Here is a 26,805-nt window from a genome sequence, read left to right on the forward strand (position 1 = left end):
TATGCCAGCCATCCGGAAGAAGATTATCTGAAAGGAAGTGCTAACCCCTCCCTCCCGTTTGCGTTGCGATGAGGTTTGATCAGTTTGGACCGAAGCGCTCCGCGACGCCGGCATGGCGCCACGTCACGCCAGGCATCCCGTCAGTGGACGATAGCAATCACAGGAATTCCGCTTCCTCTGCAGCGCGAATGAGGGCGGCAACCTCGCCAAGTGACGCCGGGTGAATATCTGAGCAAATTGGACTGCGCGGAAGCCTGTGGCCGAGATTAAGCTTGGCGGGACTCTCCTACGGCTGATCCAACGGCAGTCCTTAGAATTTTACACCGATTCCGAACTTGAGTTCGTGCTGGTTGAGGTCGACATCAACGCCGAGAATGTCTTTCTCGCCGAAGTCATTATACCGATACTCGCCACGGGCGAAGATGTTGTTGGTGATGGCAAAGTCGACGCCAGCGCCGACAGTGTAGCCGTTGAAGGTCTCCGTTTCCTTATCGAATCCCGGCAGGTCAACGTATCCACGCGCAGCGGTCCAACCGGCCGCGCCATAAAGCAGCGCTCTGTCAAAGGCGTAGCCGACACGACCACGAACTGCACCGGCCCAATCGGTGCCGACATCCGCCCCCAGCGCTTCCTCTTCGTTCCAGTTGTATTCGAGGTTGCCCTCGATGCCGACTACGATGTTGTTGTCGAACTGGAAATTGTAACCCGCAAATGCACCGAAGACGCCACCGTTGAAATCCTGGGAATCGCTGGCGCCGCCGGCGCTGAAGTCACCGTTTAGCCAACTGGCGCCGCCATCGATTCCGAGATACGGGCCCGACCAGGTGAAAACTGGCGCAGCCGCAACAGGTGCGGTCGGGACATCCTGCACGGCATCCGCTGCAAAGGCGGTCGTTGCGGCAAGTGCTAGAAAAGTTGTGGCGATCGTGAGCTTCATGTTCGTGACCCCATGTCTTGCAACACAACTGGAGGGTACAGCCTAGTTCAACAAATAGCTGTAACGCCAAAGACACACTCGCATAACTGCACGGTAGAGAACATATCCGCCGAAGCGGTCATGGCAAGTAGCGCACCCTCTAATAACTGCATGAACGCCCATCGCTTGGCCTGAACCCACCACCGCAGGCCGGATTGAGCGGCTGACTCTCGTAGTAGTAACCGCCGTCGATCGACGAAGTCTGGTCGATGTATCCTGATGATGTGCAGGCCGAAATGAGCGTGGCAAGGCTGATCAGCGTTCCGGTCGCGATCAATGCGAAAAATCGGTTCATCTGAGCTTCTCCTTCGGGCATGGCTTCAACCCAAGCCGTACAATTTACACGCCGCGGTGCAGAGAGCATTGATCTGCGGCAATCGACTGCCTCCGGTAGGTTCTTGTCACGCTAAAGTGATCGCCTTTCAGCCCATCTTTTCAAGACTATGCGCTGTCACATAACTGTCATGCAAAATTGCCCGTTGTTAAGGCAGCCTGCGCAAAATATATGCCGCCAGCTAACAAAAAAAAAGAATGAGTGAACTGCCATGAGCCTACAGAAACTTTTCAACCGCAACCTCCTGACCCGTTTTGTCGCCGGTCTCGGTGCGGTTCCCCAGCGCATTCGCGAAGCGCGCGAAGAGCGCAAGCCCGCGATTCATCCCTCCTTCATGGATGATTTCGGCGCCTGACGCGCGGCGCAAAGCCGCCGCTGACCAATCTTTTCAAGCGGCGGATAACTCCTTCCTGAACCAGATTCTGTCGATCGGCCGGCCTTCGGCGTAGCCGCCAATCCTGCCGAATTCGATATAGCCGAGCTTCGGATAGAAGCTCGGCGCCTGGGTCGAGAGCGTGTCGACGCAGGCCACGACTGCGGCGCGGCGGCGCCCCTCCTCCGCCGCCGCCATCAGCTTCGTGCCGATGCCGTTGGGCCGTTCAGATTGCGTGACCCATAGATTGCCGATGAAGAGAACCGCCGATTGTCCTCAGAAATCGTGGAACTGCCGACCAGGCCCACAAAGTTCGTGCCGGTCTCGGTCCTGGAGGCGGGCGCCATATGTCGGCAGATCGTCATGCCGTTCTTCAACGGTGTTGCGCCAATCATCGGCCCGAAGGTTGCTTCGGAGCCGGAAAGCCGAGCCATCGGCGATTGATCAGCGCGTCACCCTCAACCTCCCTCATTCCTGTGCTCGTCAGGAATGAGGGATGAGAAGGAGGGGACCTTCACCCCAACCAACCTCCCCATGAGGAACCTAATGACGGGGCGAGACCCTAGCGGGGCCGGGGCAGCACCCCTCTCCTCCCGCACCCTCACATTTTTCTCCCGTTCCGCCACCGCTCCTCCCTTCCGCCGCAATAGCTTCACAATCAACCGACAGAAAGCTCATCGGGAAACGACAACTAGGGAATGAAACATGGCGCCGATTTTTTCCAAGACACTTGTGATGACTGCCCTTCTTGCTCTGCCGCTCGGCAGCGCCGCGCCTGTATTGGCGCAGGAGGCAAAGCCGCGTGAGGCGGTGATTTCGGTGACTGGCGATGGCGAATCGTCCTTGGCGCCGGACATGGCGGTCGTCAACCTCGCCGTCGTCAAGCAGGCGAAGACCGCCCGTGAAGCGCTCGATGAGAACAACAAGGCGATGAACGACGTGCTGAAGGCGCTGAAGGACGGCGGAATCGCCGAGCGCGATCTGCAGACCTCAGGCTTCTCCATCCAGCCGCAGTTCAATTATCCGCAGCCGGTCGACGGCCAGCAGCAGCAGCCGCAGCTGATCGGCTACCAGACGATCAACTCGGTTACCGTGCGCCTGCGCGACCTTTCCAAGCTCGGCCAGGTGATCGACCAATCCGTTACCCTCGGCATCAACCAGGGCGGCGACATCCAGTTCACCAACGACAAGCCGGAGGCGGCGCTCGAAGAGGCGCGCAAGAACGCCGTCGCCGAAGCCGTCAAGAAGGCGAAAACGCTGAGCGAAGCCGCCGGCGTCAAGCTCGGCCGTATCATCGAAATCAACGAGAATGAGCCGCGTCCGCTGCCGCAGCCCGCTTATCGCGCCACGATGATGAAGGAAGCCGACGCTGCCGTTCCCGTCCAGGGCGGCGAGAACAATTACACTGTCAGCGTCACCGTGACCTTCGCCATCGAGCAGTAAACGGAAGCGCCGCGCGTCTTTTTTAGAGGCGCGCGGCATGCTGACTGCTGGCGTCGCCTGCGAGCGCCGACTGCTGCGCCTCACCCTAACCCTCTCTCCCGCCAGAGCGCGGAGAAGGTGCCGGCAGGCGGATGAGGGGCTGCTCTCGTTATTTTCATCGGCAGGACAGCCGCGGCACAAGGCCCCAGGAAAGGGAGCTCCTGCCATTAAACTGAAAGCCGCACGTCCTTCCAGGCGCGCGGCTTTGGAATCTCACAAAGAAACCGCCCGTGCCGGTTCAGCGAGACGGGCGCTGGACGATCAGCGGCGCAAAGCGGGGCAGCCGCGGACGTTGGCGAAGCTCATTTCATCGGGGCCACGGCGGGTCCAGCCCTGGACGATGACGCGGCGCGGGGTGATGTCGACGACGCGCGCGCGGCGGAAACCCCAATCGCGGGCGAGATCTTCCGCCAGACGCGGGTCGCAGCCGCGCGGGCGCCGGCCGAAGCCCGGCGGCGGAGGCGGACGGCGATAATCGCGCGGCGGATCACGATCCTGATCGCCGATAATGATACTAAACTGGGCGGCCGCCGGGACCACCGTGCCGGCAAGTGTGCCGGCGATCAGCATGGCGGCAAGGCCCGCCTTTGCCAGAAACTGCATCGTCGAAAAACCTTTCGTTCTATAGTCGGTTGCGGTCGAGCCGCTTTCCCCACTCTCCGCATCACGCCGAAGCGTCAGTGGAATCACTTAGACAAACCTGAGAAGAGACGGCTGAAAGTGCCGCCGTCAAGGCAAAAGGGGCGGCAAGCGCCGTCGGTGCCTGCCGCATCATCGTCAGCGCCGGATCAGCGGGCAACCGCGAACATTGGCGAAGACCATCCTGTCCCAGCCGCGCCGGTCGCGCCCGGCGACGACGACGACACGTGGCGACATGCGGGTGATATGGGCTCGGCGCAAGCCGAAATCGCGCGCCTTGTTCACGGCGTGCATCGGCGAGCAGCCGCGGATTGGACGATAATATTGCGCCTCGACGATGAAGTTCGTCTGCGGCCCCGCGGCTGCCGCCGTGGAAACAGTGGCCGGAATGGATGAGAGGGCGAGCACTGCGGCAAGGCAAGCCTTGGCGAGGAAATGCGTCATGGAGTGTCTCCGTCGATTGGTCTTTTAAGCTCTCCCTTCAGGGATTGCCTCGACACTAAACGCGGCAAGCTGAATGCTGTTCAAACCGGTCATTCAGTTTGCATTCACAAGAAGATGAGCGGTTTTCGACGGCTCTCCTTTCGGATTCGCATGATCGCCCGTCCGTGGGAGACCGTTCATCATCCGCCCCCCGTCCTTCGATGCTGCGGCCTATGGCCTCGGCGTCTCAGGATGAGGGCTGATCGGTATGCCGTGTGGCTGGTGGGTTGATCGATATGCCATAGCCTCGGCGAGGGCGCGGGGCGCTCTCAGCTCCCGAGATGCAGCACGATTTCGCGCCGGTGCGGCTGGTCGCGATGTTCGAAGAGATAGAGGCCCTGCCAGATGCCGAGCGTCAGACGCCCCCTGGCGACGGGAATGCCGATCGACACCTGCGTCAGCGCCGCCTTGATGTGCGCCGGCATGTCGTCCGGCCCCTCGGCCCTGTGCAGGACCCAGCCCATCGACGGATCCGAGGTCGGCGGTACGAGGCGGCGGAAGAAGGCGAGAAGGTCGCTGCGCACGTCGGGATCGGCATTTTCCTGGATCAGCAGCGAACAGGATGTGTGGCGCACGAAGACGGTGAGAAGCCCCTCCTCCCGTCCCGAGGCGCTGACGAAGGCCCCCGCCTGATTGGTGAATTCGTAAAGTCCCTGGCCGCGTGTGGACAGGGTGAGGATTGTCTGGGGCACGGGCGCTCTCCGTCTCGCAATGACATCCCCGCGAGTTGGCGCGCCATGACTGCCAAGTCAATGGCCTCATGGGGCAGGCGCATGCTCGTGTGGGGATCCATGCCCGCCACCCTCTCAGGGTCCATTTACCAGCTTGAGAATGAGCTGCTGGATATTGCCGCCGTCGCCCATTTCGACCTTGTCGAAGTCGCGGCCGCGCTGGCGCTGCCTTGCGGAAATCTCGCCGAGCCGCCGCGTCAGCTCGACCCTGATCTTCTGGCAATCCGGATCGTCGGCGACCGTGAGGCCGACGCTCATCGCCTCGATTTCCCTAACCATGTCCTTGATGGTTTCGCCATGCACCCGCTCATGTGCGGCAACGCCTGAAATGAAGCCATCCCAGCTGCTCTTGACGTCTGCCGGCAGCGCGGCTGAAGGCTTCGGCAGCGTGTAGGTGATGATGAGCTTCGGCCGGTTGGTGACGATGACGCAGGCATTGCCCTGCGGCTCGTATTTGCGGGTCCAGGTAAGCTTGAACGTCGTATGCGCAATGACCCTGCCGGTATCGCCGGCCTTGGGGCCCTGTGCCCCGATCGATTCATACAGTTCGGCGCCGGTCTTGCCTGAAATCGAATAAGGCCGCACCTCCTCGACCGCCTGCCATTCGGTCTGCGCCGCAGCCGGTCCCGCCGCGAAAACCGCCGCCAATACGTAGGGTAGAAAAGTCTTCGTCACGCACCGCCCCATCAAGTGATTTCCGCCAGCCTAACGGCGCCGTTCCTCCCTTTCAACGCGCATGCGCTGCCGGTGATATCAGCGCGGCTCCCGGGAGATGCTGAGATAGGCGGGGTCGAATTCGGCGATCTCCTGCAGACGTTCCCAATCGACGATGGTGATCGTTCGGTTCTCCCAGGTGAAGACGCCCTCGCGCCTGAGCGCCTGCAGCGTCTTGTTGAGGTGGACCACCGATATGCCGAGCACGTCAGCCATCTCGATCTGCGTCAGCGGAAACTGAAAGCTTTCGCCCTGGGTCCGCCTGACGACCTTCAGCCGCAGGAAGAGTTCGCAGACGAGATGGGCGATCTGGGCGCGTTTGGAGCGCCGCCCCATGGCGACGATCCATTCCCGGTGAATAGCGCCATCGACCAGCGTGTCGAGCCAAAGCAGCCGCGTCAAATGCGGCATGCGCTCGGTGATCGCCCTCAAGTCGGCATGATCGGCCAAGGCGACGTGGCAGGGTGAGAGCGCAACGATGCCATGATCCATTACCTTGACGGGAAAAGCATGAAGGTCAACAAAGTCGCCGGCAACATGAAGAGCGGTGATCTGCCGGCTGCCGTCCGCCATCACCTTGTAGCGCGCGGCGAACCCATCGAGCAGCAGCGTGCTGAAGGGCGGCCGGCTGCCTTGGGAAACGAGATCTTCTCCGACGGCGAATTGCCTGTCCTTGACGAGGATCGACCGAAGAAGGTTTTCCTCTTCGCTCGACAGCACATCACGGCTTCCAAGGTTCAGCAACAGGGACTCAATCACGGTCCTGTCTCCCGCTATCGCGATGGCTCGGGACCCTCTCGGTGCGACCTGTATTTTCTATAAAAATCAACGTCTAGCCTCGGGAACAATTGTCTTCATTGGTTATTTCTTCTCTGACGCGCAGGAAAGAACATGGCTCGCTACTATTTCGATCTACATAACGGGGAAGGTCCGACCCGCGACGAGCACGGCACCGAGCTCAAATCTCGTGAAGACATCCCCAAAGAGGTGACCCGCATCCTGCTGGACGTGGCCCGAGACGAGTTGCCCGCAGGTGACCGCATGACGATTGCCGTCACGGTCCGCGACGAGCGCGGCGATCCTGTCACAGTCGCCAGTCTCGTCTTCAGCAATGAATGGCTCGACGTCATCCGATGACGGCCTCTGGTTGCCGCCGGGTCCCCTATAGGCATCACATCGACTCGGTCGATAGATGCGCTCTAGCTCCTTGCTTTCATGCATGTCGTCATCCGCACACTTCCGTGCGACATGCATTAAGACCCCGCGCCGGCAGGCGGCAATTAAATTTGACATAGTTCCGCGATTGCCCGGGAGGCGTCGACAGCCATTCCTCCTGTCGAATTCCGATCGCTTCTATTTCGAGATCTCTTCCAGAATCAGCCGAATTTCGGCAAGCGGTTTGCGGCTTTCGTCGAAAAGTTCGACCGAAAGCATGTTCAAAGGCGCAGTCGGCAGGCCTTCGGCTGCCATTTCCGCGAGGACCCTTCGCGCCTCTGCCTTGGCAGCCTCGACGGATTCGAATTCGTATCCGGTCTCGGTGCCGACACCATCGCGATCGAAGAGCTGGAAGTGGAATTTCGGCACGGCATGCTCCTTCGATGATGCCCCTAACGATGCTGGAGGCGACAGGTTCCGCCCGAACGATTTTCAGCGCCCGCCGTCCGGCAATCCTCAGAAGGCGCCGGCCTCGGGCGAAGCCAATTCCTCGATTGCGTCGACACGGTCGGGATAAAAGGCGAGATGGTCCTTGATGTTGCTGACGGCGGCATGCGGGGCTTCGTAGGTCCACACCGCGTTCTCGGAGCGTTCGCCACCCAGAGCAATGCTATAATAGGAGGCATCGCCCTTGTAGGGGCAATGTGTGGCGTGATCGGTGCGCTGAAGCAGCGACATGTCGATATCCCTGCGCGGAATATAGTGGACCGGCGGATAGGAAGCCTCGCGCAGCGTCAGCGCGTTGCGGCTATCGGCAATCGTCCGGCCGCCGACGGTGATGACAACGCGGCAGGGATTGTGCTCAACGGTGATCGGATGGTCCGGCCCCGGAATCTTGATCGACTTGTCCAACATCGGGTTCGTCTCCAGAAGATGGCGATGCCCCTGAGATAGGGCGCGCATGCCGCCGGCCCAAGCCCCTGACCTTTCCTCCCCTCATGCCTGGAATTCGAAACGCGGTGATGCGTGGCTGAGGGCGGCGGTCGCCACTGTCACCGACCAGTGACGCGCGAGCGCATCCGCGAGCGTCGCAACCAGCCTGGCGCTTTCCTCGCCGGCGCCGGCGTGCAGCGCCTCGGCGACGACCAGCACCGAGCGCGTCCTCGCCCGCACCGCCGAAAGCCCGCTCTGCCGGTTCGTCCAGCGGCGCGCATGCGCTCTGCCTTCGCTATCCGCGAAGATCACTTCGTCAGGCTCCGGATGTTCGCTTTGACCGCCGAAAGTGAGATAGGTCTCATGTCCCGTTGCGTGCCGCACCTGCAGATCGCCGACAATTTTTTCCGTGTCGAAGACGGCGACAGGAATGGCAAAGGCGAGTGAAATCGCGTTGCAGAGATCGACGAGCGGATGAAGGCGCGGCAGCGCGCGCTCCTGACGGAAGCGGCGCAGCAGCGCCTCGGAGGCCGAGCGATACTGCGTCGGCTTCAAGCCCATGCGGGAAAAGCCGCGCCGCCAGGCCTGGATCTCCGGGAACTCGCTTTCCTGGGCTTCAGCGAGGCGAGCATCGGCAATCGCGCTGAAACTTGCGACCGCCTCTTCGACGTCTGCCGACGCATGAATGCCTTCGGCATAAAGCGCTCCGGCGCGAAGCTGCGGAAAAGCCTGCCATATCGCGTTGGAATGGCTGAACTGCATGATCATTTTCCTTCGATGAATTTCCTGTGGTTTCCTACAAAGGCGAGCCCGAACACGGCCGCCAGCACGCAGGCGATGCCGGCAATCTGGCTGAAGCCGACCTGCTCGCCGAGAATGACGAAAGCGAGCATGACGGCCGAAACGGGCGCAAGCGCGGTGAAGAGCGCGGCTTCCATGCCGCTCACCCTCTCTGCCCCTGCATACCACAGCAGGAAGCCGCCGACGGTCGGCACCAGGGCGTAATAGACGACGGCAGCGGCAGCGCTTCCGGAAAACCCATGAAGGGGCGCCTCGAAAATCGCCGGAACGATCGAGACGACGAAGCCGATGCCGGTCATCAGCATCGACTGGGCAACGGGCGGGATCTCGGCCGTCAGCCGCTTGTTCAAGAGAATGAACAAGCCCTCGCAGATGACCGCGAGGAAAATCAGCAGATTGCCGGCAAGCGAGCCGCCGGTCGCCCCCGGCGTGAAGGCGATCGAAAACAGGCCGGCGCTTGCCAGCGCGACCGCCAGCAGCAGGGCGCGACCCGGCCGTTCGCGCAGCAGCAGGATCGAAACCGCCGCCGAGACCACCGGCAGCGTGCCGATAATGACGCCGGCATCGGCGGCCGAGGTCAGGCTGAGACCCGATATCAGCAGCGTCGTATACCCGACACTGCCGGCGCCGGCCTGAATGACGAGAATGAGACGGTCATGCCCGGAGAGCTTCGGCAACCGCGCACCGCTTGCCCGCATCAGCAGGAAAAAGACGGGAAGAGCGAAGGCGAAGCGCAAGCCGGTGGCGGTGAAGGGCGGCAGTCCTGACGCGATGATCTTGCTCGCAATGACAGTGCTGCCGACCGTCAGCATGGCCAGCGCCAGATAGAAATAACCTTGAACCTGTCTCGACATTCTGTGCCTCCGATTGGATGCGCCGAGGAAACAGCAGCGACCGGTCGGGGTCTTGAACGAAATTGCAGGCGTACGAACCAAAGCAAGGTGGCCAGCCCCGTCCTTCGAGGCCCCTTGCAGGGCACCTCAGGATAAGGCTGGAGTGAGGTCGCGGGCCGCGGCACCCACGACCAGTCCTCTGAGGCGCGCAGGCCGAAGCACCTCGAAGGACGACGGCCGGTGGCTGGGTCTCACCGCTCAGAGAAAAGCGCCGGCGTAAAGCCGCGGCGACAGGCCGTATTTGCGCACGAAGACACGCGTCATGTGGCTCTGGTCGGCAAAGCCGCTGGCAAAGGCGGCTTCCGCAAGCGGCGTGCGCTGTGCGATCAGCCGCCGGGCGATATGAATGCGGGCCTGCACGAGGTAGGCATGCGGCGTCAGTCCCGTCGCCCTGGCGAAGCCGCGCAGCACCTGGAAGCGGCTGAGGCCGCTTTCCCTGGAAAGATCGGCAAGCGAGACGGCGGCAAGAGGATCGTCATCGATCAGGTCCCGCGCCGCGCGGATGGATGCCGGCACCGGCGGCCTCTCCTCGCGGTCGCCGCCTTCCCGCATGACATCGGCGACGAGTTGAAGAAGCAGTTCCTCGCAAAGCAGCCCGTCGGCAGCACTCGCGGTCGCCGCGCGAAACAGCGTTTCGAAGCGGGCGGCGACCGCCGCATCGCGAATGACGGGATGCGGGATTTCCGAGCGCCCTGGCTCGATCTCTTGCGAGAGGCCGGTGACGATCTCGGGATTGAAATAGAGGATGCGCCACGACCGACGCTCGCCGAGCGGCGCGCCGTCATGCACCTCGTTCGGATTGACGGTGATGATATCGCCGGCCTCGGCCTCCACCACGCCGCGCCCGCTCAGCGATTTCTGCGCCCCCGATGACACGAGGCCGATGCCGAACTGCTCATGCGTGTGCCTGGCGAAACTGTGAGGCGTTTCGGCTTCCACCGCTTCGACGCCTGGAAGCGCCGAGCGCAGCATCCTGAACTGGTTTTTCGGCATTTGACATCCGCAGGTCCGATGCCGGCAACTCTGCCAGCCGCGCCTTGATGACGCAACCGTCTAAAGCGCGTCGCGATCTTTCAGATTCGCTCTCCGCGCTTTAGGTCTTTGTTTTTACGCATATCGTTCTCGCAAAACCGCTGTACACTTTTGCGCGACATGCTTTAGAAGAACTCGTCGAGCAGCTGATAGTAATGGATCCTCGCCGGATCGGGCGCCGGCAGGCCGTAACGATCGAGAAATGGCTGCACCAGCGCCTCGCCGAAATTATAGGCGATGCTGCGGCAGGCGAGCGCGATATCCTGGTAGCGGTCGGCGACGCCGAGGCGGCTGCAATCGATATAGCCGGAGAATCGGCCGCCGGAAGCGACGAAATTCGGCAGGCAGGCGTCGCCATGGGTGACGACGAGATCCGCGCTGCCCGGCTTTAAGCTCTCAAGCTCAGCGAAAAGTTCGGCAGCGCTCTTGCCAAGCCGGGCCGCATCGAAATCCTCTTCATCGACGATTCCCGCTTCCATGCGCGCCTTGGCTACCGGCAGGCGTTTTTCCAGGCGGTGGTCGAACGGACAGGAGGTGATCGGCAGGCGATGAAGATCGAGCAGTGCCTCCGCCAGTAATTCGACGCGCGCAAGCGGCGTCAGCGCCGAGGCGCAGGCAAGGTCGCTTCCCGGCAGCGCGCTCACTAGCAGCCAATTGTGCTCGCCGTCGCTTTCCCGGGCGATCACCTGCGGGCATGGCAGGCGGCAAGCCTTGAGCCAGGAGAGCCGGGCCGCCTCGTCGGCAAGTTCGCCGAACGGCCCCGCCGCCTCGACCTTCAGATAAAGCGCCGGCAGCCCCTCGCCTTCCAGGCGAAAGACGCTCGCCGCCGAACGGCCGAGCGCAGCCCGCTCCATCCGGTAGCGGGCCAGCTGGGCAGCAAGCCGACGTGGCAATCTCTCGAAAGATGTCAATGCAGCGTTTCGGCGGGGGCTGCTTCGAGCAGGATCTCGAACGCCTCTTCGAGCGCCGCCACCAGGATATCGGTCAGCTCGTCACCCTTGTTTTCCAGGAACAGCGCGCTGATGGCTTCATCCTGACGCTCAAGAAAACGCTCGATCTCGTTCGACATATCATTGTCCCTTCTTCACCGTACCATCACGGCCAACGAGGAGAGGTTAGGCAGGGTTCCTTGCGCGTGGCTGGTTCCAGTGACGCCGTTGTGGATCGCGTAACTACTCACGAATGCTGTAGGTTGCGTACTGATTGCGAGGGATCAGCCCACCGGCCTCATGGGCAAACGAGACGACTTTCGTGGCATCCCCGTTGACCTCGCAACGAAAACGGATTTTGTACCAGCCTTTAGCAGTGCGGAAAGCCGCACTTTTTATGTCGAGAACTGTGCCGCGGGATAGTGGGAAAGTGGGCACTATAATCGGCTGAAAGCTAGGCGAGCCATGAAAGAGCTGTTGCTGGAGCTCGTTGCCGCAAAGCTGGGCGACACGTTTGCCGCGCGGCACCCCGCTCATCGCTATCCTCGCCACTGGATCATCGTCAGCTGTCTGCGAAAATAACGTCTTTGCTTTGGGCAGGTCGTCCTTTGCAACTTCCGCCTTCGGCGGCTCAGGAGGCTTCTGCGCCTGTGGCTTGACGACTTCAATATCAGTCTTGGCGTCACCGTTAGTTTCTGCCAAAGGCGCATTGCGCTCGTGAGAAACATCAGCCGTAGCAACCTCAGGAAGCTTTACATCCTCCGGAACCGGCCTTTCCGGCGGCGTCTCAGTCTGCGGCTTTTCTGCAGAAGTCTCAGCAAGCGCCTGTTCCGGCTGTGTGTCATGCTGAGGTGCGGCTGTCGCAGGTTTAGCGTCGCCCTGGGATGAATTCCCCGCTGCCGATATTTCGGGTCCACTGTCCCTGTCACCGAACTCAAAGACAGGCTTCAAGCTTGGCATAGGGGTAGCAGGCTTGGCCTGTTCTGCTGTCCTGTTTTCAGCCGGAGGCGGCGGTGGAGGAGGAGGCGGTGGAGGCAACTCAGCCTTCGCCTGCTCTTGCGGCTTCTCTTCCTCTTTCGGTTTCTCCTCGACCTTTTTCTCCTCCGGCTTCTGCTCCTCCGGCGGCGGGACGAGCTCGACCTTCACGCTCTCGTCCTCCGGGGGCTTCGGTTCGATCTTCGGCAAGCCGAAAATCAGAAGCGCAACGACCGGCACGTGCAGAAGCACGGACACACCGATACCCCAGCGGATTTCGGGCCGCCGTTTTGCCGTTTCGTGATTCGTCTCCACCAAGTCCACTTCGTCTGTCACAGCAGCGATGTGGCCTTTAAAGCCGGCAGCATCAAGCCGCAAAAGCAAAAAACCTCGTGATCGCGCCGAAGCCATCGCTGGCCGGTGCGCCATCCGTTCCCTCCTCAGACCCGGGCAACGGGCCACCCACGAGCGGGGCCGAGGCCGCGCCCTTGATGGGGAGAGGCGCTGAAATTCTGCATGCGTTAGCTGAGCGAGCCGATGATCTCTCGATAGGCAGCCTCCGGGAATGCCTTCAGTGTCTGGGTGCGGACATTGCCGGCCATCGCCAGCGAAAGGCCAAATCGCGCCATGACGGCATCGTCAGGCGCTTCGCAGACAGCCACCATGTCGTGGCCGCCCATCGTCAGAAAGAACTGGTTGAAGGAGCCGCCCATGTCGCCTAGCAGTTTCTTCGCCGCATCCAGCCGTTTTGACGAGTCGCGAACAGTGCGCACGCCTTGGTCCGTCCAGTTGATCAACACAATGTAAGTGGTCATCTTGCACCTCCGAACGGAGGATTCGTCCGACACGGGTATGCGTCGGTCCTCGCTCGCGCACCGCGATCGATTTCTTCCCCCGTGGCCGGACTATAATCTTGTCACCACTGAGCGACAAGAAAGCCGCCGGGATCATTGGTATTAATCACAAAAGCAAAAGCCGGGCACGACGCCCGGCTTTCCAATCATGACGGCAATTGTCGAAACCTCAGCTGTCGAGGATCGAGCGCAGCTTGCAGTTTCTTAGCTGTCCAGAAAGCTTCTCAGCTTTCTCGAGCGGCTCGGATGCTTCAGCTTGCGCAGCGCCTTCGCTTCGATCTGGCGGATACGTTCGCGGGTGACCGAGAACTGCTGGCCGACTTCTTCGAGCGTGTGATCGGTGTTCATGCCGATGCCGAAGCGCATGCGCAGCACGCGCTCTTCGCGCGGCGTCAGCGAGGCGAGAACGCGGGTCGTCGTCTCGCGCAGGTTCGCCTGGATGGCGGCGTCGATCGGCAGCAGCGCGTTCTTGTCCTCGATGAAATCGCCGAGATGCGAATCTTCTTCATCGCCCACCGGGGTTTCGAGCGAGATCGGCTCCTTGGCGATCTTCAGGACCTTGCGGACCTTTTCGAGCGGCATGGCGAGCTTTTCGGCCAGTTCTTCCGGCGTCGGCTCGCGGCCGATCTCGTGCAGCATCTGGCGCGAGGTCCGGACGATCTTGTTGATCGTCTCGATCATATGCACCGGAATGCGGATCGTGCGGGCCTGGTCGGCGATCGAGCGGGTGATCGCCTGACGGATCCACCATGTTGCATAGGTCGAGAACTTGTAACCGCGGCGGTATTCGAACTTGTCGACCGCCTTCATCAGGCCGATATTGCCTTCCTGAATGAGGTCGAGGAACTGCAGGCCGCGGTTCGTGTACTTCTTGGCGATTGAAATGACGAGGCGAAGATTCGCTTCGACCATTTCCTTCTTGGCGATTCGGGCTTCGCGCTCGCCCTTCTGCACCATGTGCACGATGCGGCGGAATTCCGAGATCGAGATGCCGGTTTCCGTCGCGAGATTCTGGATCTCCTGGCGGATGTCGCGGATCGTCGTATTCTCTGACTTGGCGAATTCCTTCCAGCCGCGGGCGGCCAGATTGCCGATCGACTTCATCCAGTTCGGATCGAGCTCGGCGCCCTGATATTGCTCGAGGAACGAGTCGCGCTTGACGCCGTAGGATTCGGCCAGGCGCAGCAGGCGGCCTTCGTTCTGCACGAGGCGCTTGTTGATGTCGTAGAGCTGCTCGACCAGCGCGTCGATGCGGTTCTGGTTGAGCGACAGCGACTTGACCGCCTTGATCAGTTCGTCCTTGAGCTCCTTGTAGCGGCGCTCCTGGGCGGAAGACAACGTGCCGGTAGCGGCCAGTCGCTGCTCGACCTGCTGGTCCTGCAGCTTGCGCAGCTTCTTATAAGTCTCGGCGATGATGTCGAGCGTTTCCATGACCTGCGGGCGCAGCTCGGCTTCCATCGCGGCGAGAGAGAGGTTGGATTCGTCCTCGTCCTCTTCCTCCTCTTCAGGAGGCAGGCCTTCGCCGCCGACATCGGTGATGTCGTCGTCGCCGGAGCGGGCGCGCCGGGTCTTTTCCTTCTCTTCCGCCGCCTTGCGGTCGGCCTCGATCTTCTCGGGGCTCTGGAACTGCGGCGCGGCCTTGGCTTCCGGACCGGAATAGGTCGTCTCGAGATCGATGATCTCGCGCAGCAGCGTCGTGCCTTCGTTGAGTTCGTCGCGCCAGATGATCAGGGCCTGGAAGGTCAGCGGGCTCTCACAGAGGCCGGCGATCATCGTCTCGCGGCCGGCTTCGATGCGCTTGGCGATCGCGATTTCGCCCTCGCGCGACAGAAGCTCCACCGAGCCCATCTCGCGCAGATACATGCGCACCGGATCATCGGTACGGTCGGTCGGCTCTTTCTTCTTGGCGGTCGCCAGCGCGGTGCCAGCCGAAGGCGCGAGTTCGCCGCCTTCGCTGTCCTCATCGCCGCCGGCGTCATCGTCATCGCCACTGCCGGAAGCACCAGCCTCTTCGGCTTCCTCGTCCTCGATAACGTTGATGCCCATGTCCGACAGCATCGACATCGTGTCTTCGATCTGCTCGGAGGTCACTTCCTCGGACGGCAGGACGGCGTTCAGCTCGTCCATCGTCACATAGCCGCGCTTCTTGGCGGCCTTGATCATCTTCTTGACCGCGTCGTCGGAAAGATCGAGAAGAGGGCCGTCGCTTGCGCCGTCGCGTTCGACTTCCGCGTCTTCGTTCTCTTTGACCTTGGTTGCCATTTATATCGTCGCCTTCCTGACGCTATCCAATCTCGCTACGGTGAATGGGCCGTCTCAGGGCCTGACGCGCCGCTCGCGTCGCCCTTCAATCACCTGAGCCCACCTAACGGGATGACATTTAAAGTCTGATTAACCACGATCGCCGGCACCGGACAGCAAAGTTTTCTTGCCTTTGGATTTCCGGCCATGGTTGCGCGATCCGCCTTGACCCTGTTCACCGCTTCAACAAGTCGAACGGTGATTCCCACATTTTTTGTTCTCGTCAAGCTTTTCCAGCAAAAAAGCCCGCGAAAACTCGGAAAAAGCCTTATCCACAGGCTTTGAACCGCGGCTGCGATTGCGAACCTTATTTAAGAAGCAGCAAACAAAAGACAAGGGCGGCCGAGATTTTGCTCGCCGCGCCCGTTGTTTCAGCTTTTTGACGCAGTTGCGACGGGGATATATTTCCCTCTTTCCGGGCGGGTATCGGCGGGCTAATGCGCAGCGCCATCATAGGGCGTCACCTTCAGTGCGCCGAGATCGACAGCGGGAATGCAGCGCAGATTGATCGAAGCCATCGCCGAGCCATTAGGGGCCACGCCCTCGCCGAAGGGTGCGATGCCGCATTTGGCGCAGAAATGATGCCGGATGACGTGCCTGTTGAAAGTATAAGTCGAGATATTTTCCTCAGGTGTCTTCAGCACCAGCTTCTCGCGCGGCACGAAGGCAAGAAGGCCGCCCCGCCTGCGGCAGAGCGAACAGTTGCAGTCGAGCGCCTCTGTGAATTCGCCTTCGACAGTGAAAGCGATGTTGCCGCAATGACAGCTTCCATAGAGCATGTCGTCCTCCTCACATCCAATCCATCACGACCTTGCCTGAATTGCCCGACCGCATCGCCTCGAAACCGTCGCGGAAATCGTCGATCTTGATGCGATGGGTAATGATCGGCGAAAGATCGAGGCCGCCCTGGACGAAGGCAATCATCTTGTACCAGGTCTCGAACATCTCACGGCCATAGATGCCCTTGAGATTGAGCATCTTGAAGATCACCTTGTTCCAGTCGATCTCGAACCCGGCCGGTGCAATGCCGAGAATGGCGATCTTGCCGCCATTGTTCATCTTGTCGATCATATCGCGGAAGGCGGGTGCTGCGCCCGACATTTCGAGCCCCACGTCGAACCCTTCCGTCATGCCGATCGCCTTCATCACGTCGGCGAGATTTTCTTTCGATGCGTCGACGACATGGTCGATACCGAGCTTGCGCGCCAGGTCCAGACGATGCGGATTGATATCGGTGATGACGACCTTGCGAGCGCCGGAACGCTTGGCGACGAGCGCCCCCATGATGCCGATCGGGCCGGCGCCGGTGACGAGCACGTCCTCGCCGACGAGATCGAAGGAAAGCGCGGTATGCACGGCATTGCCGAAGGGGTCGAAGATCGCGGCGATCTCGTCGGATATATCGTCCGGGATCGGCACGACATTGCTTTCGGGAATGCAGACGAATTCGCCAAAGGAACCCGGCCGGTTGACGCCGACCCCCAGCGTGTTGCGGCAGAGATGCCCCCTGCCCGCGCGGCAATTGCGGCACTTGCCGCAGACGATATGCCCCTCGCCGGAGACCCGCTCGCCGACATGATAGCGGGTGACCGCCGAACCGACCTCGGCGATCTCACCGGAGAATTCATGACCGACGACCATCGGCACCGGAATAGTCTTCTGCGCCCACTGGTCCCAATTCCAGATATGAACGTCGGTGCCGCAGATCGCCGATTTCTTCACCCGGATCAGCACATCGTTCGGCCCGACCTCCGGCACCGGCACATTCTCCATCCAGAGCCCGACCTCGGGCCTCGACTTGACCAGCGCCTTCATCATGTTCGACATATTTGTATCCTTGGTCAGTGCCTATTCCGGCTCCTCATCCGCCTGCTGGCACCGTCTCCCCGCGCGCGGGGCGAAGGGGATGTGCCGCACCGGTTTCGTCACCCTCAACGCTGCCTTTGCCACGTCCCCTCGCCCCGTTACGGGGGTCCGCAGGACGGATCGAGACCAGTGGCTCGACCCCGGCAAGGGTTAGGGTGAGGGGCAATCTTCCATTCTCAAATCACCCCCAACTCCCGCCCCGCCTCGGCAAAGGCTGCAATCGCCCGCTCGACATCTTGACGCGAGTGCGCCGCCGACATCTGCGTGCGGATACGGGCCTGGCCCTTCGGCACCACCGGGAAAAAGAAGCCGATGACATAGATCCCCTTCTTCAGCATCAGGCTTGCCATGTCCTGCGCGAGCTTGGCATCGCCAAGCATGACCGGGATGATCGGGTGGCCCTCGCCGGCGAGCCTGAAGCCGAGCTTCGTCATTTCAATGCGGAAGAGATCGGCATTGTCGGCAAGGCGCTTGCGTAGAGCATCGCCGTTTTCGATCAGGTCGAATACTTTGAGCGAGGCGGCAGCGATGACGGGGGCCAGTGTGTTCGAGAACAGATAGGGCCGCGAACGCTGCCGCAGCCATTCGACGACTTCGGCTCTCGCCGAAGTGTAACCGCCGGACGCGCCGCCGAGCGCCTTGCCGAGCGTTCCGGTGATGATATCAATCCGGCCCTCGACGCCGCAATGTTCCGGCGAGCCGCGACCGTTCTTGCCGACGAAACCCACCGCATGGCTGTCGTCGACCATGACCATGGCGCCGTATTTCTCGGCGAGATCGCAGACGCCACCGAGATTGGCGATGATGCCGTCCATGGAGAAGACGCCGTCGGTGGCAATCAGCTTGAAGCGGCTGCCTTCGGCCTTTTTCAGCTCCTCTTCCAGCGCCGTCATGTCGTTGTTGGCGTAGCGGAGGCGCTTGGCCTTGGAGAGCCGCACGCCATCGATGATCGAGGCATGGTTCAGCGCGTCGGAAATGATCGCATCCTCTTCGCCAAGCAGCGTCTCGAACAGGCCGCCATTGGCATCGAAGCAGGAGGAATAGAGGATCGTATCCTCCATGCCGAGGAAGGAGGAAATGCGGGCTTCGAGTTGCTTATGCTCCTCCTGCGTGCCGCAGATGAAGCGCACCGAAGCCATGCCGTAGCCGTAGCGGTCGAGCGCCTTCTTGCCGGCCTCGGCCAGTTCCTCGTTGTCGGCAAGGCCGAGATAGTTGTTGGCGCAGAAATTCAGCACCCGCTCGCCGGTGGAAATCGCAATCTCGCCCGCCTGCTTGGAACTGATGACCCTCTCTGACTTGTAGAGGCCGGCATCCCTGAGCGCCGAAATTTCGGCCCGGAGATGGGAAAGAAATGGCGAGGTCATGGGCGGCCCTTCCTGACGTTTTTTATAGCAATCGGGTTAGCATATCGCTGCTTGCTTGTCTTCTCGCTGCACCAAAATCAGCAGGTCCGTTCAATCCGTGTCATGCGAAAGAATGATCTCCAGGAAAGCGTCGCCATAACGCTCGAGCTTCGATTGCCCGACGCCGGATATGCCGAGCAATTCCTTGCGGCTGCGCGGCCGCTCCGTCGCAAAGGCAATGAGCGTCGTATCGGGAAAGACGACATAAGGCGGCACGCCGAGCGATTTGGCGATCGCCATGCGCTCGGCTCTCAGCGCCTCGAAAAGCGTCCCGTCGGCGCCCGTCAGGCCCGATTTGCGCTCGCTGCGCTCGGCCTTCTTCGTGCGCCGTTCCGAGGCCGGCCGATCCTTGCGGAAGAAAACCTGCCGTTTATGCTTGAAGACGGCGCGCGCCTCCGGCTCCAGCTTCAGCGCCCCATAGGCCTCATGATCGATACGGATCAGCCCCATGGCGAGCAGCTGGCGGTAGACGGATTGCCAGGTGCGCGCCGGAATGTCCTTGCCGGCGCCGAAGACCGGCATATTCACATGGCCGAAACGCTCGGTCTTTTCGTTGATGTTACCGACCAGCACATCGATGACATGACCGGCGCCGAAACGCTCGCCGGTGCGGTAGACGGCGGCGAGCGCCTTGATCGCCGCATCCGTGCCTTCCCAGGTCTCGACCGGCTTCAGGCAGGTGTCGCAATTGCCGCATTGGCCGGCATGCGCCTCGCCGAAATGGGCAAGGATCGCCTGCCGGCGGCAGGAGGCGGTTTCGCAGATCGCGAGCAAAGCGTTGAGCTTGGCGCGCTCGATCCGCTTGATCTCGTCTGCGGCATTGCCCTCGTCGATCATGCGGCGGCGCTGGATGACGTCGGCCATGCCATAGGCCATCCAGACCTCGGACGGCAGCCCGTCTCGGCCGGCGCGCCCGGTTTCCTGATAATAGGCCTCCACCGAACCCGGCAGGTCGAGATGGGCGACATAGCGCACATTCGGCTTGTCGATGCCCATGCCGAAGGCGACTGTGGCGACCAGGCAGAGGTTCTCTTCTTTGAGGAAAGCATCCTGATTGGCGTCGCGCAGCGCCCGGTCCATGCCGGCGTGATAGGGCAGCGCACGGATGCCCTGCCCGTTCAGCCAGTCGGCCGTATCCTCGACCTTGGCGCGCGACAGGCAATAGACGATGCCGCTGTTGCCCTTGTGGCCGGAGAGGAAACGCAGGAGCTGCTGGCGCGGCTGGTCGCGCTCGACGATTTCATAGGCAATATTCGCCCGGTCGAAGCTGGTTGTGAAGATTTCGGCATTGCCGAGCCCCAGCCGCTCGATGATATCGTCACGCGTATGCGGGTCCGCCGTTGCCGTCAGCGCCACGCGGGGCACATCAGGATACTGCTCGGCGAGGCGGCCGAGCTCGCGATATTCCGGCCGGAAATCATGGCCCCATTGCGAGACGCAGTGGGCTTCGTCGATCGCAAACAGCGCGATCTTCTCACTGGCGATCAGCTCGCGGAAACCGTCCGTCAGGATGCGCTCGGGCGTCACGTAGAGGAGGTCGAGCTTTCCCGCCGAAAGCGCCCGGCGAACCTCGACGAACTCCTCGCGCGACAGCGACGAATTGAGTGCCGCAGCCCTGATGCCGAGCTGCTTCATCGCCTCCACCTGATCGCGCATCAACGCAATCAGCGGCGAGACGACGATGCCGACGCCGTCGCGGCAAAGCGCCGGAATCTGGAAACACAGTGATTTTCCCGCACCTGTCGGAAAGAGCACCACGGCATCGCCGCCCGAAACGATATGCTCGACCACCTGCTGCTGCTTGCCGCGGAAGGAGGAATAACCATAGACCTGCTTCAGGACGTCGAGCGGCGAGCGGCCGGCGGAAAACAGCGCATCGGAAGCGGAAAAGCCTGGCTCATTGCGTTCGCTGAGCGGCATCAGTGGCTCGCCGCCCCTTTGACACGGCCGGAAAGCACGCCGAAGCCGTCGATGATCGCCTCCTGGTTCTCGAGGCGTACGCCTTCAAGATGCACTTCCTGCTGCGCCCGTATCAGCTGAACGATCGCCTCGCCGTCGCCGGCTTCGGTCGCCAGCGCGATCTCGCGTTCGAGTTCCATCTTCTGCCGTCGCAGCGCCTTCGCCCGTTTGTGGAAGGCGAGCGCCTGACGATAGCCCTCACGGGCATCCTCCATCGCCGCCTCCTCGGTCGCCGTCCACAGCCTCGCATTGCGCACCTGCTGGTCGAGGCTCTTGATAAGCGGACCGAAGCCTTCGAATTCCAGCCGTTCAGTCAGATATTCGCGCGTCAGATGCGGCCCGGCGACGGCAGCGGCTGCGCCGAGCATCGCCGACCAGAGCCGCTGCAGCTCCCGGCTGTCATATTCAATCGCGGCGATCTCGTCATAATCGTCGATCATCAGGGCCGGATGATTGACGATGGTGAGCGCCAGCACGCTCTCGCGCAGCGCCGTATTGTCCCGGTGTCCGCGCACGGGGCCCGAGCGGGCGAGCCGGTCGGAAATCAGGCTGGGGCTTTTCGGTCCTGCCTTGGCCGCATTGTCACGGCCGTTCCGGGAATTGCCGCTGAAACCGCGCCGCTCGCCATTGTTGCGGTTCTGGAACTGCGGCTGGAAGAAGGCGTTCAGCCGGTCGCGAATATCCTGCTGGTAATGGCGGCGCACATTTTCGTCGGCGATGACGGCCACAAGCTGCTTCAGCCGCGCTTCGAGCTCGGCGCGCGCCTCGGGCGTATCGAACTTGCCGGTGTTGATCTCCCGGCTCCACAACATCTCCGAAAGCGGCTTTGCCTGGCTCATCACCTTGTCGAACGGCGCGCGCCCCTCATCGCGTACGAGATCATCAGGGTCCTTGCCGTCGGGCAGAAGCGCGAAGCGGACCGAGCGCCCGGGCTTCAGATGCGGCAGCGCCAGTTCGGCGGCGCGATTGGCGGCGCGGATGCCGGCGCCGTCGCCATCGAAGCAGAGCACCGGCTGCGGCACCATCTTCCAGAGCAGCTCGAGCTGGTTTTCGGTGAGCGCCGTGCCGAGCGGCGCAACGGCGTTTTCGATGCCCGCCTGATAGAGCGCGATCACGTCCATATAACCTTCGACGGCGATGATGGTGCCGCTCGCATTGTCGTCCTGATCGCCGCGGCCAAGCCCCTGTATGGCGCGACGCGCGCGGGCAAAATTGTAAAGGACATTGCCCTTGTGGAAGAGCTCGGTTTCGTTGGAGTTCAGATATTTCGCGGGTGCATCTGATGACATGGCGCGGCCGCCAAAGGCGATCACCTTTTCCCGCGACGAGAGGATCGGAAACATGATGCGGTCGCGGAAGCGGTCGTAGGAGACCGGCACGTTTTCATGAACGACCAGGCCGCAGGCCTCGATCTGCTCCTTGGAAACACCCTTGCCGGCGAGGAATTCCTTCAGCGCATTGCGGCTGTCAGGCGCATAACCGAGACGGAAGGTCTCAATGGTTCGCCCCGTCAGCCCGCGATCGCGCAGATAGGCGCGCGCCTTTGCGCCATGGGCCGTCTGCAGCTGGTCCTGGAAGAAGCTGGTCGCCATTTCCATGACGTCGATCAGCGAGCCGCGCTCCTTCTCGCGCTTCTCCATCGCGGCATCGACAAGCGGCATCGGCATGCCCGCCATGTCGGCAATCTGCTGCACGGCCTCGGGAAAACTCAAGCCCTCCAGCTCCGTCAGGAAGCGGAAGTGATCGCCGGTGACGCCGCAGCCGAAGCAGTGATACCGACCCTTTCGGTCCTCGCAGTGGAAGCTCGGCGATTTCTCGCCATGGAACGGGCAGCAGGCCCAGTAGTCGCCACGCGAGACATTGGTCTTGCGCTTGTCCCAGCTGACGCGGCGCGCGATCACGTTCGAAATCGGAACGCGGTCGCGGATCTCATCGAGAAAGGTGTTGGAAAAGCGCATTTATCCCTCTTGGCCAAACTCCATATAAGCTGCTTTGCCGCACCATGCCACGAAACTCGTCGGGAAAACCCGCTATTCACAGGCAAGTGCATCCAACGGTGGCGGCGTCGGTTATCCAATCAACAACGCGTGACCACCCCTGCGACAGGGGTGCGACATTATAGTCGCCGAACAGCCTGGGGTCGGCCACCGCAACAGTTGCGACATAAGTGCTGGCGAAACACGAAATCGAATTTAAATGTTTCAAAACAGGCTTTTATCACCAAGGTCGATCGCGCCTCTTGATCCGCGCGGCGCCAACCGAACCTTCGCCTCAAGGTCGCTCGAAGCGCCGTTTCCGGCAATCATTATTTTTTTGTAATTTGAACGGAGAACCGCACCGCCATAGGTTCGATCCCAACAAAGCGATCCCCGAGCGAAGCACCATCCCTACCCCCGGCGCCGCTTCGCAAGGGTGCCTTTGCAAAACCCTCCGGCTTGGGCCTCAGCCTGCGTTGCCGGCGGGAGCAAAGAGCAAGAAGGCAGGAGCGCCCCCAGCTCCTGCCTTCTTAAATTTTAGGCTCTGTTTGCCAACTCTCCCTTTGAAATTAACCGCTTATCGACAAAACCGTTGACAGACGGCGCGTGCATGAAAGATGTGTGCGCCGAACCCCTGGACCCTTCCCCAATGGCTTTCACCGCGGAAAATCTTGGAGCAGACGATCGCTTTCTCGCTGCGATCCTACAGTGCGCCAATCAACTGCTTGCGATCTATCGCGAGAGCCCGCGCATCGCATCGATTTTCGCCGCGCAGCAGCGCTGGCTGATGGCCCATGCCGGCTTCGCACTTCATTACGGTTATCCTGACGACGGCCAGAGCGGCGGCCTCTATTCCGGCCGCTTTGTCGATTTCGCAGTCAAGAATGACATTGCCAGCCGCAACACGGCCGCAGCCTTCATGCAGGAAATGCTGGCCTATCGTTTCCTGCGTGTGGTGCCCGGACCTGACAAGCGCACACGCTATCTGGAACCGACCGAAATTGCCGAACAGCATTTCACCCGATGGCTCGTCACCCATATGATGATCCTCGACAGCCTCGACGGCGGCGAACGCGCCGACCAGATCACCGCCGCCCCCTCCGCAACAATGGCTGCGATTCAGCCGCGGATCGCAAGGGCGATCATCGGCAGTGAGTCCGTGCGCAATCCCGGCCCCACCTTCAACCTCTTCAACCGGGCGAATTCCGGCGGACTCGTGATGGATTACCTGATCTCCCGCCTTCCGCAATTTCCTCGCACGGCCGAGCGCGTCATTATCGGTCCCCTGTCGCTCCGGGAGCTCCGCGAACAATTCATGATTTCCAATACCCACCTGAAGCGGCTTCTGACCCAGGCCGCGACCATGGAAAGCGTCGGCTGGACAGAACCTTCGCGCAAGGGTGACCTCTGGCTGTCGCGCCGCTTCATCCTCGAATATTGGAACTATCAGGCGGCGAAGTTTGCCATCGTCGATGCCGCCGCCGAGGCCGTGCTCGGACCTGCGGTCCGTCGAGAGCCGCAGGCGAGACGGGCCATCTGATGCTTATCCGTTCAAAAGCTCCTTGACGGTTGCCGATGCCTTGGCGAAATCCATTTGGCCGGCATAACGCTCCTTGAGCGCCGCCATCACCTTGCCTATGTCCTTGACTCCGGCGGCACCCGTCTCCGCGATGATCGCCGAGATATTGGCGCGCACTTCGCCGTCGGAAAGCTGCTTCGGCATGAAGTCCTGAATGACGGCTATTTCCGCACGCTCCTTGGCAGCGAGCTCCGGTCGGGAATTCTCCTCATAGATCTTTGCCGATTCGTCGCGCTGCTTTACCATCTTGGCGAGGATCTGCAGGATCTCGTCGTCACTCGCCTGCTCCTTGCCGGCGCCGCGATTGGCAATGTCGCGGTCCTTGATGGCCGCCTGAATCAGCCGAACGGTCGACAGCCGCTCCGAATCCTTGGCCTTCATCGCCTCTTTCAGCTGGGTGGCGAGTTGATCGCGCAGCATGTCTTCACTCCTTTTTTGATGCCGCTTCATAAACCACGCCGATGCGACGGATCAAATAAATTGCGCGGTCGTCGCGATAAAGCGCAGGAAAACGGCCGCAATCCCGGCTACAAAGATTGACGCTGAGCGATTGCGTGGCTATTTACCGCCACCTGCACCAAAATTCGTGATCAGGCCTGAAGCGCGCGGCATTGCCGTGCCCACACGCCTGCGAGATCAAATGGCGACGAGCGCGGCTAGGCGCATCGGCCGCCGGAAACGGGATGAAGATGACCGCAACAGCACCCTGGACAACTGAAAAGCCGACCGCCCTGCTCGTTCTTGCCGACGGCACGGTGATCGAAGGCAGGGGCATCGGCGCCACCGGCAAGGTCCAGGCCGAAGTCGTCTTCAACACGGCGCTTACCGGCTACGAAGAGATTATGACCGACCCCTCCTATCTGGGCCAGATCGTCACCTTCACCTTTCCCCACATCGGCAATATCGGCACCAACGACGAAGATATCGAGGACCTGACCCCTGCGGCCCGCCACGGCGCCGTCGGCGTCATCTTCAAGGCCGACATTACCGACCCCTCAAACTACCGCGCCGCTAAGCATCTCGACCAGTGGCTGAAGGCCCGCGGTATCATCGGCCTTTGCGGCATCGACACGCGTGCGCTCACCGCCTGGATCCGCGAGAACGGCGCTCCGAACGCGGTGATCGCCCACGACCCCAACGGCGTCTTCGACATCGAGGCGCTGAAGGCCGAAGCCAAGGCCTGGAGCGGCTTGGAAGGTCTCGATCTCGCCAAGATCGCCTCGTCCGGCCAGTCCTCACAATGGGCGCAGACGCCGTGGGTCTGGAACGAAGGTTACGGCGAACTCGGCGCGGCGGATGCGAAATATCACGTCGTCTGCCTCGATTACGGCGTCAAGCGCAACATCCTGCGCCTGTTTGCCGGCCTCGACTGCAAGGTGACCGTCGTGCCGGCAACAACGAGCGCCGAAGACGTGCTCGCCTTGCAGCCGGACGGTATCTTCCTGTCGAACGGTCCCGGCGATCCAGCGGCAACCGGCGAATATGCCGTGCCTGTCATCAAGACGCTTGTTAAGACCGATATCCCGGTCTTCGGCATCTGCCTCGGCCACCAGATGCTCGGCCTCGCATTGGGCGCGAAGACCGAAAAGATGCATCAGGGCCATCACGGCGCCAATCACCCGGTCAAGGATCACACGACGGGCAAGGTCGAGATCGTCTCGATGAATCACGGCTTCGCGATCGACTCGAAGTCGCTGCCCGATGGCGTTGAAGAGACTCATATTTCGCTTTTCGACGGCACCAATTGCGGCCTGCGCGTGCTCGGCAAGCAGGTTTTCTCCGTCCAGCACCATCCGGAAGCCTCACCCGGCCCGCAGGACAGCCACTATCTCTTCCGCCGCTTCGTCAACATGGTGCGCGAGAAAAAGGGCGAACCGGCGCTCGCAGAGCGGTGATTTCGAGAGTGCCGATTTGGCAGGGGCGCGTTAAACCGGCAGCCACTAGAGCTTTTCCGGGTTAGATTGAAGCATTCTGTTGGCTCAAACGGAGTCGGATGGTCGACCGGCCGGCGCGTGTCGTAGCCCAGTTCTACGGCCAAGCGGGCCGGTCGATCAGCCGGCCCGTTTCAGCCAACCCTCCCGCAGATTTGCCTGGCAAATCTGCAAGACTTTGGAATCGCCGGACGCACTTGTCGCTTCGCCCACGGCGAAGCGGTGCGGCCGGTGGGCCGGGCATGCTTCCGCCAGGATCAAAGGCGATTGGCTCGGACGTACCTGGGTATGCCCGTCGCCAATCGCCTTTGCCCTGACGAAAACCTGCTCCGGCAGATGCTTCAAGCTGACCAGAAAAGGCTTGTCTTATGATTTCCACGCTTCTTGTTGAGATAAAGAAGCGCCGGAGAGGACGGCCATCCTTCTCCGGCGATGGGGGACGGATCGTGAAATGGCAGGTCGACGTTCTTGCGAATGCCGGGCCGA

General features: G+C 61.4%; 29 protein-coding genes and 1 pseudogene. 6 read left to right on the top strand and 24 right to left on the bottom strand.

Annotated features, from left to right (window positions below; genetic code table 11):
* Positions 1 to 310: 310 nt before the first annotated feature.
* Positions 311 to 937: an outer membrane protein gene (locus tag HJC04_RS08050; protein ID WP_210630547.1), complete on the bottom strand. Its 627-nt coding sequence runs from the start codon at positions 935 to 937 to the stop codon at positions 311 to 313.
* A gap of 139 nt (positions 938 to 1,076) precedes the next feature.
* Positions 1,077 to 1,271 (bottom strand): hypothetical protein, encoded by a 195-nt coding sequence (locus HJC04_RS08055; RefSeq protein ID WP_085778846.1) that lies wholly within the window; start codon positions 1,269 to 1,271, stop codon positions 1,077 to 1,079.
* 250 nt (positions 1,272 to 1,521) lie between these two features.
* On the opposite strand from HJC04_RS08055, the gene HJC04_RS08060 reads away from it, so the two are divergent.
* Positions 1,522 to 1,665: a hypothetical protein gene (locus tag HJC04_RS08060; RefSeq protein WP_168296739.1), complete on the top strand. Its 144-nt coding sequence runs from the start codon at positions 1,522 to 1,524 to the stop codon at positions 1,663 to 1,665.
* 33 nt (positions 1,666 to 1,698) lie between these two features.
* Here HJC04_RS08060 and HJC04_RS08065 read toward each other — a convergent pair.
* A pseudogene (locus HJC04_RS08065) lies at positions 1,699 to 1,950 on the bottom strand (GNAT family N-acetyltransferase); the annotation flags it as partial.
* A 3-nt stretch (positions 1,951 to 1,953) separates the two neighbouring features.
* Here HJC04_RS08065 and HJC04_RS08070 point away from each other — a divergent pair.
* Positions 1,954 to 2,127, top strand: a complete 174-nt coding sequence (locus HJC04_RS08070) for a hypothetical protein (RefSeq protein WP_210630546.1) — start codon at positions 1,954 to 1,956, stop codon at positions 2,125 to 2,127.
* 261 nt (positions 2,128 to 2,388) lie between these two features.
* Positions 2,389 to 3,126 (top strand): SIMPL domain-containing protein, encoded by a 738-nt coding sequence (locus HJC04_RS08075; RefSeq protein ID WP_221145628.1) that lies wholly within the window; start codon positions 2,389 to 2,391, stop codon positions 3,124 to 3,126.
* Between the two features lie 300 nt (positions 3,127 to 3,426).
* Here HJC04_RS08075 and HJC04_RS08080 read toward each other — a convergent pair whose 3' ends face one another.
* The 5 genes from HJC04_RS08080 to HJC04_RS08100 form a co-directional block, all read right to left on the bottom strand.
* On the bottom strand, positions 3,427 to 3,768 hold the full coding sequence (locus HJC04_RS08080; protein WP_221145630.1) for a hypothetical protein: 342 nt from the start codon (positions 3,766 to 3,768) through the stop codon (positions 3,427 to 3,429).
* Positions 3,769 to 3,942: 174 nt separating this feature from the next.
* On the bottom strand, positions 3,943 to 4,248 hold the full coding sequence (locus HJC04_RS08085; protein ID WP_221145632.1) for a hypothetical protein: 306 nt from the start codon (positions 4,246 to 4,248) through the stop codon (positions 3,943 to 3,945).
* A 308-nt stretch (positions 4,249 to 4,556) separates the two neighbouring features.
* Positions 4,557 to 4,979: a secondary thiamine-phosphate synthase enzyme YjbQ gene (locus tag HJC04_RS08090; protein WP_221145634.1), complete on the bottom strand. Its 423-nt coding sequence runs from the start codon at positions 4,977 to 4,979 to the stop codon at positions 4,557 to 4,559.
* 114 nt (positions 4,980 to 5,093) lie between these two features.
* Positions 5,094 to 5,705 (bottom strand): DUF922 domain-containing Zn-dependent protease, encoded by a 612-nt coding sequence (locus HJC04_RS08095; protein WP_259668818.1) that lies wholly within the window; start codon positions 5,703 to 5,705, stop codon positions 5,094 to 5,096.
* Positions 5,706 to 5,771: 66 nt separating this feature from the next.
* Complete coding sequence (locus HJC04_RS08100; protein ID WP_221145638.1) at positions 5,772 to 6,491, bottom strand: Crp/Fnr family transcriptional regulator; 720 nt, start codon at positions 6,489 to 6,491, stop codon at positions 5,772 to 5,774.
* A gap of 132 nt (positions 6,492 to 6,623) precedes the next feature.
* Here HJC04_RS08100 and HJC04_RS08105 point away from each other — a divergent pair, with 132 nt between their 5' ends.
* Positions 6,624 to 6,869 (top strand): DUF6894 family protein, encoded by a 246-nt coding sequence (locus HJC04_RS08105; RefSeq protein WP_085778853.1) that lies wholly within the window; start codon positions 6,624 to 6,626, stop codon positions 6,867 to 6,869.
* A 216-nt stretch (positions 6,870 to 7,085) separates the two neighbouring features.
* On the opposite strand, the gene HJC04_RS08110 is transcribed toward HJC04_RS08105, so the two are convergent.
* From HJC04_RS08110 to dnaG, 15 genes are all read right to left on the bottom strand, one after another.
* Complete coding sequence (locus HJC04_RS08110) at positions 7,086 to 7,316, bottom strand: DUF6894 family protein (RefSeq protein ID WP_221145640.1); 231 nt, start codon at positions 7,314 to 7,316, stop codon at positions 7,086 to 7,088.
* Positions 7,317 to 7,403: 87 nt separating this feature from the next.
* Positions 7,404 to 7,802: a DUF427 domain-containing protein gene (locus HJC04_RS08115; RefSeq protein ID WP_221145642.1), complete on the bottom strand. Its 399-nt coding sequence runs from the start codon at positions 7,800 to 7,802 to the stop codon at positions 7,404 to 7,406.
* An 81-nt stretch (positions 7,803 to 7,883) separates the two neighbouring features.
* On the bottom strand, positions 7,884 to 8,582 hold the full coding sequence (locus tag HJC04_RS08120; RefSeq protein WP_221124044.1) for a B3/4 domain-containing protein: 699 nt from the start codon (positions 8,580 to 8,582) through the stop codon (positions 7,884 to 7,886).
* A gap of 2 nt (positions 8,583 to 8,584) precedes the next feature.
* On the bottom strand, positions 8,585 to 9,475 hold the full coding sequence (locus tag HJC04_RS08125; protein ID WP_221145644.1) for a DMT family transporter: 891 nt from the start codon (positions 9,473 to 9,475) through the stop codon (positions 8,585 to 8,587).
* Between the two features lie 237 nt (positions 9,476 to 9,712).
* A complete protein-coding gene (locus HJC04_RS08130; protein ID WP_221145646.1) occupies positions 9,713 to 10,507 on the bottom strand; it encodes an AraC family transcriptional regulator in 795 nt (264 codons plus the stop codon).
* Positions 10,508 to 10,671: 164 nt separating this feature from the next.
* Positions 10,672 to 11,457, bottom strand: coding sequence for an APH(3')-II family aminoglycoside O-phosphotransferase (locus HJC04_RS08135; RefSeq protein WP_259668819.1), 786 nt, complete (start codon positions 11,455 to 11,457; stop codon positions 10,672 to 10,674).
* Positions 11,454 to 11,615: a hypothetical protein gene (locus tag HJC04_RS08140; RefSeq protein WP_221124041.1), complete on the bottom strand. Its 162-nt coding sequence runs from the start codon at positions 11,613 to 11,615 to the stop codon at positions 11,454 to 11,456. Before HJC04_RS08140 ends, HJC04_RS08135 begins: the two co-directional genes overlap by 4 nt.
* 103 nt (positions 11,616 to 11,718) lie before the next feature.
* Entirely contained in the window at positions 11,719 to 12,879 is a 1,161-nt protein-coding gene (locus HJC04_RS08145) for a DUF930 domain-containing protein (protein ID WP_405047647.1), read from the bottom strand.
* A gap of 92 nt (positions 12,880 to 12,971) precedes the next feature.
* Positions 12,972 to 13,265 (bottom strand): GYD domain-containing protein, encoded by a 294-nt coding sequence (locus HJC04_RS08150; RefSeq protein WP_011426192.1) that lies wholly within the window; start codon positions 13,263 to 13,265, stop codon positions 12,972 to 12,974.
* Between the two features lie 243 nt (positions 13,266 to 13,508).
* Positions 13,509 to 15,566: an RNA polymerase sigma factor RpoD gene (rpoD, locus tag HJC04_RS08155; RefSeq protein WP_210630535.1), complete on the bottom strand. Its 2,058-nt coding sequence runs from the start codon at positions 15,564 to 15,566 to the stop codon at positions 13,509 to 13,511.
* A 473-nt stretch (positions 15,567 to 16,039) separates the two neighbouring features.
* A complete protein-coding gene (locus HJC04_RS08160) occupies positions 16,040 to 16,384 on the bottom strand; it encodes a GFA family protein (protein ID WP_210630534.1) in 345 nt (114 codons plus the stop codon).
* Between the two features lie 10 nt (positions 16,385 to 16,394).
* Positions 16,395 to 17,432: an L-threonine 3-dehydrogenase gene (gene tdh / locus HJC04_RS08165; protein ID WP_210630533.1), complete on the bottom strand. Its 1,038-nt coding sequence runs from the start codon at positions 17,430 to 17,432 to the stop codon at positions 16,395 to 16,397.
* A gap of 215 nt (positions 17,433 to 17,647) precedes the next feature.
* Positions 17,648 to 18,835 (bottom strand): glycine C-acetyltransferase, encoded by a 1,188-nt coding sequence (locus HJC04_RS08170; RefSeq protein WP_221145648.1) that lies wholly within the window; start codon positions 18,833 to 18,835, stop codon positions 17,648 to 17,650.
* 90 nt (positions 18,836 to 18,925) lie between these two features.
* Complete coding sequence (gene recQ / locus HJC04_RS08175; protein WP_221145650.1) at positions 18,926 to 20,794, bottom strand: DNA helicase RecQ; 1,869 nt, start codon at positions 20,792 to 20,794, stop codon at positions 18,926 to 18,928.
* The gene (gene dnaG, locus HJC04_RS08180) at positions 20,794 to 22,791 is read right to left on the bottom strand and encodes a DNA primase (RefSeq protein ID WP_221145652.1); all 1,998 of its coding nucleotides are present in this window, start codon (positions 22,789 to 22,791) and stop codon (positions 20,794 to 20,796) included. The genes recQ and dnaG overlap by 1 nt, the downstream gene beginning before the upstream one ends.
* Positions 22,792 to 23,458: 667 nt before the next feature.
* On the opposite strand from dnaG, the gene HJC04_RS08185 reads away from it, so the two are divergent.
* Positions 23,459 to 24,349, top strand: a complete 891-nt coding sequence (locus tag HJC04_RS08185; RefSeq protein WP_221145654.1) for a hypothetical protein — start codon at positions 23,459 to 23,461, stop codon at positions 24,347 to 24,349.
* A 3-nt stretch (positions 24,350 to 24,352) separates the two neighbouring features.
* Here HJC04_RS08185 and HJC04_RS08190 read toward each other — a convergent pair whose 3' ends face one another.
* On the bottom strand, positions 24,353 to 24,808 hold the full coding sequence (locus HJC04_RS08190; RefSeq protein ID WP_210630528.1) for a GatB/YqeY domain-containing protein: 456 nt from the start codon (positions 24,806 to 24,808) through the stop codon (positions 24,353 to 24,355).
* Between the two features lie 269 nt (positions 24,809 to 25,077).
* Between HJC04_RS08190 and carA the strand changes: the two genes are divergently transcribed.
* A complete protein-coding gene (gene carA / locus HJC04_RS08195) occupies positions 25,078 to 26,283 on the top strand; it encodes a glutamine-hydrolyzing carbamoyl-phosphate synthase small subunit (protein ID WP_210631588.1) in 1,206 nt (401 codons plus the stop codon).
* Positions 26,284 to 26,805 lie beyond the last annotated feature (522 nt).

The organism is Rhizobium sp. NLR8a (assembly GCF_019685235.1).
Taxonomy (GTDB): Bacteria; Pseudomonadota; Alphaproteobacteria; order Rhizobiales; family Rhizobiaceae; genus Rhizobium.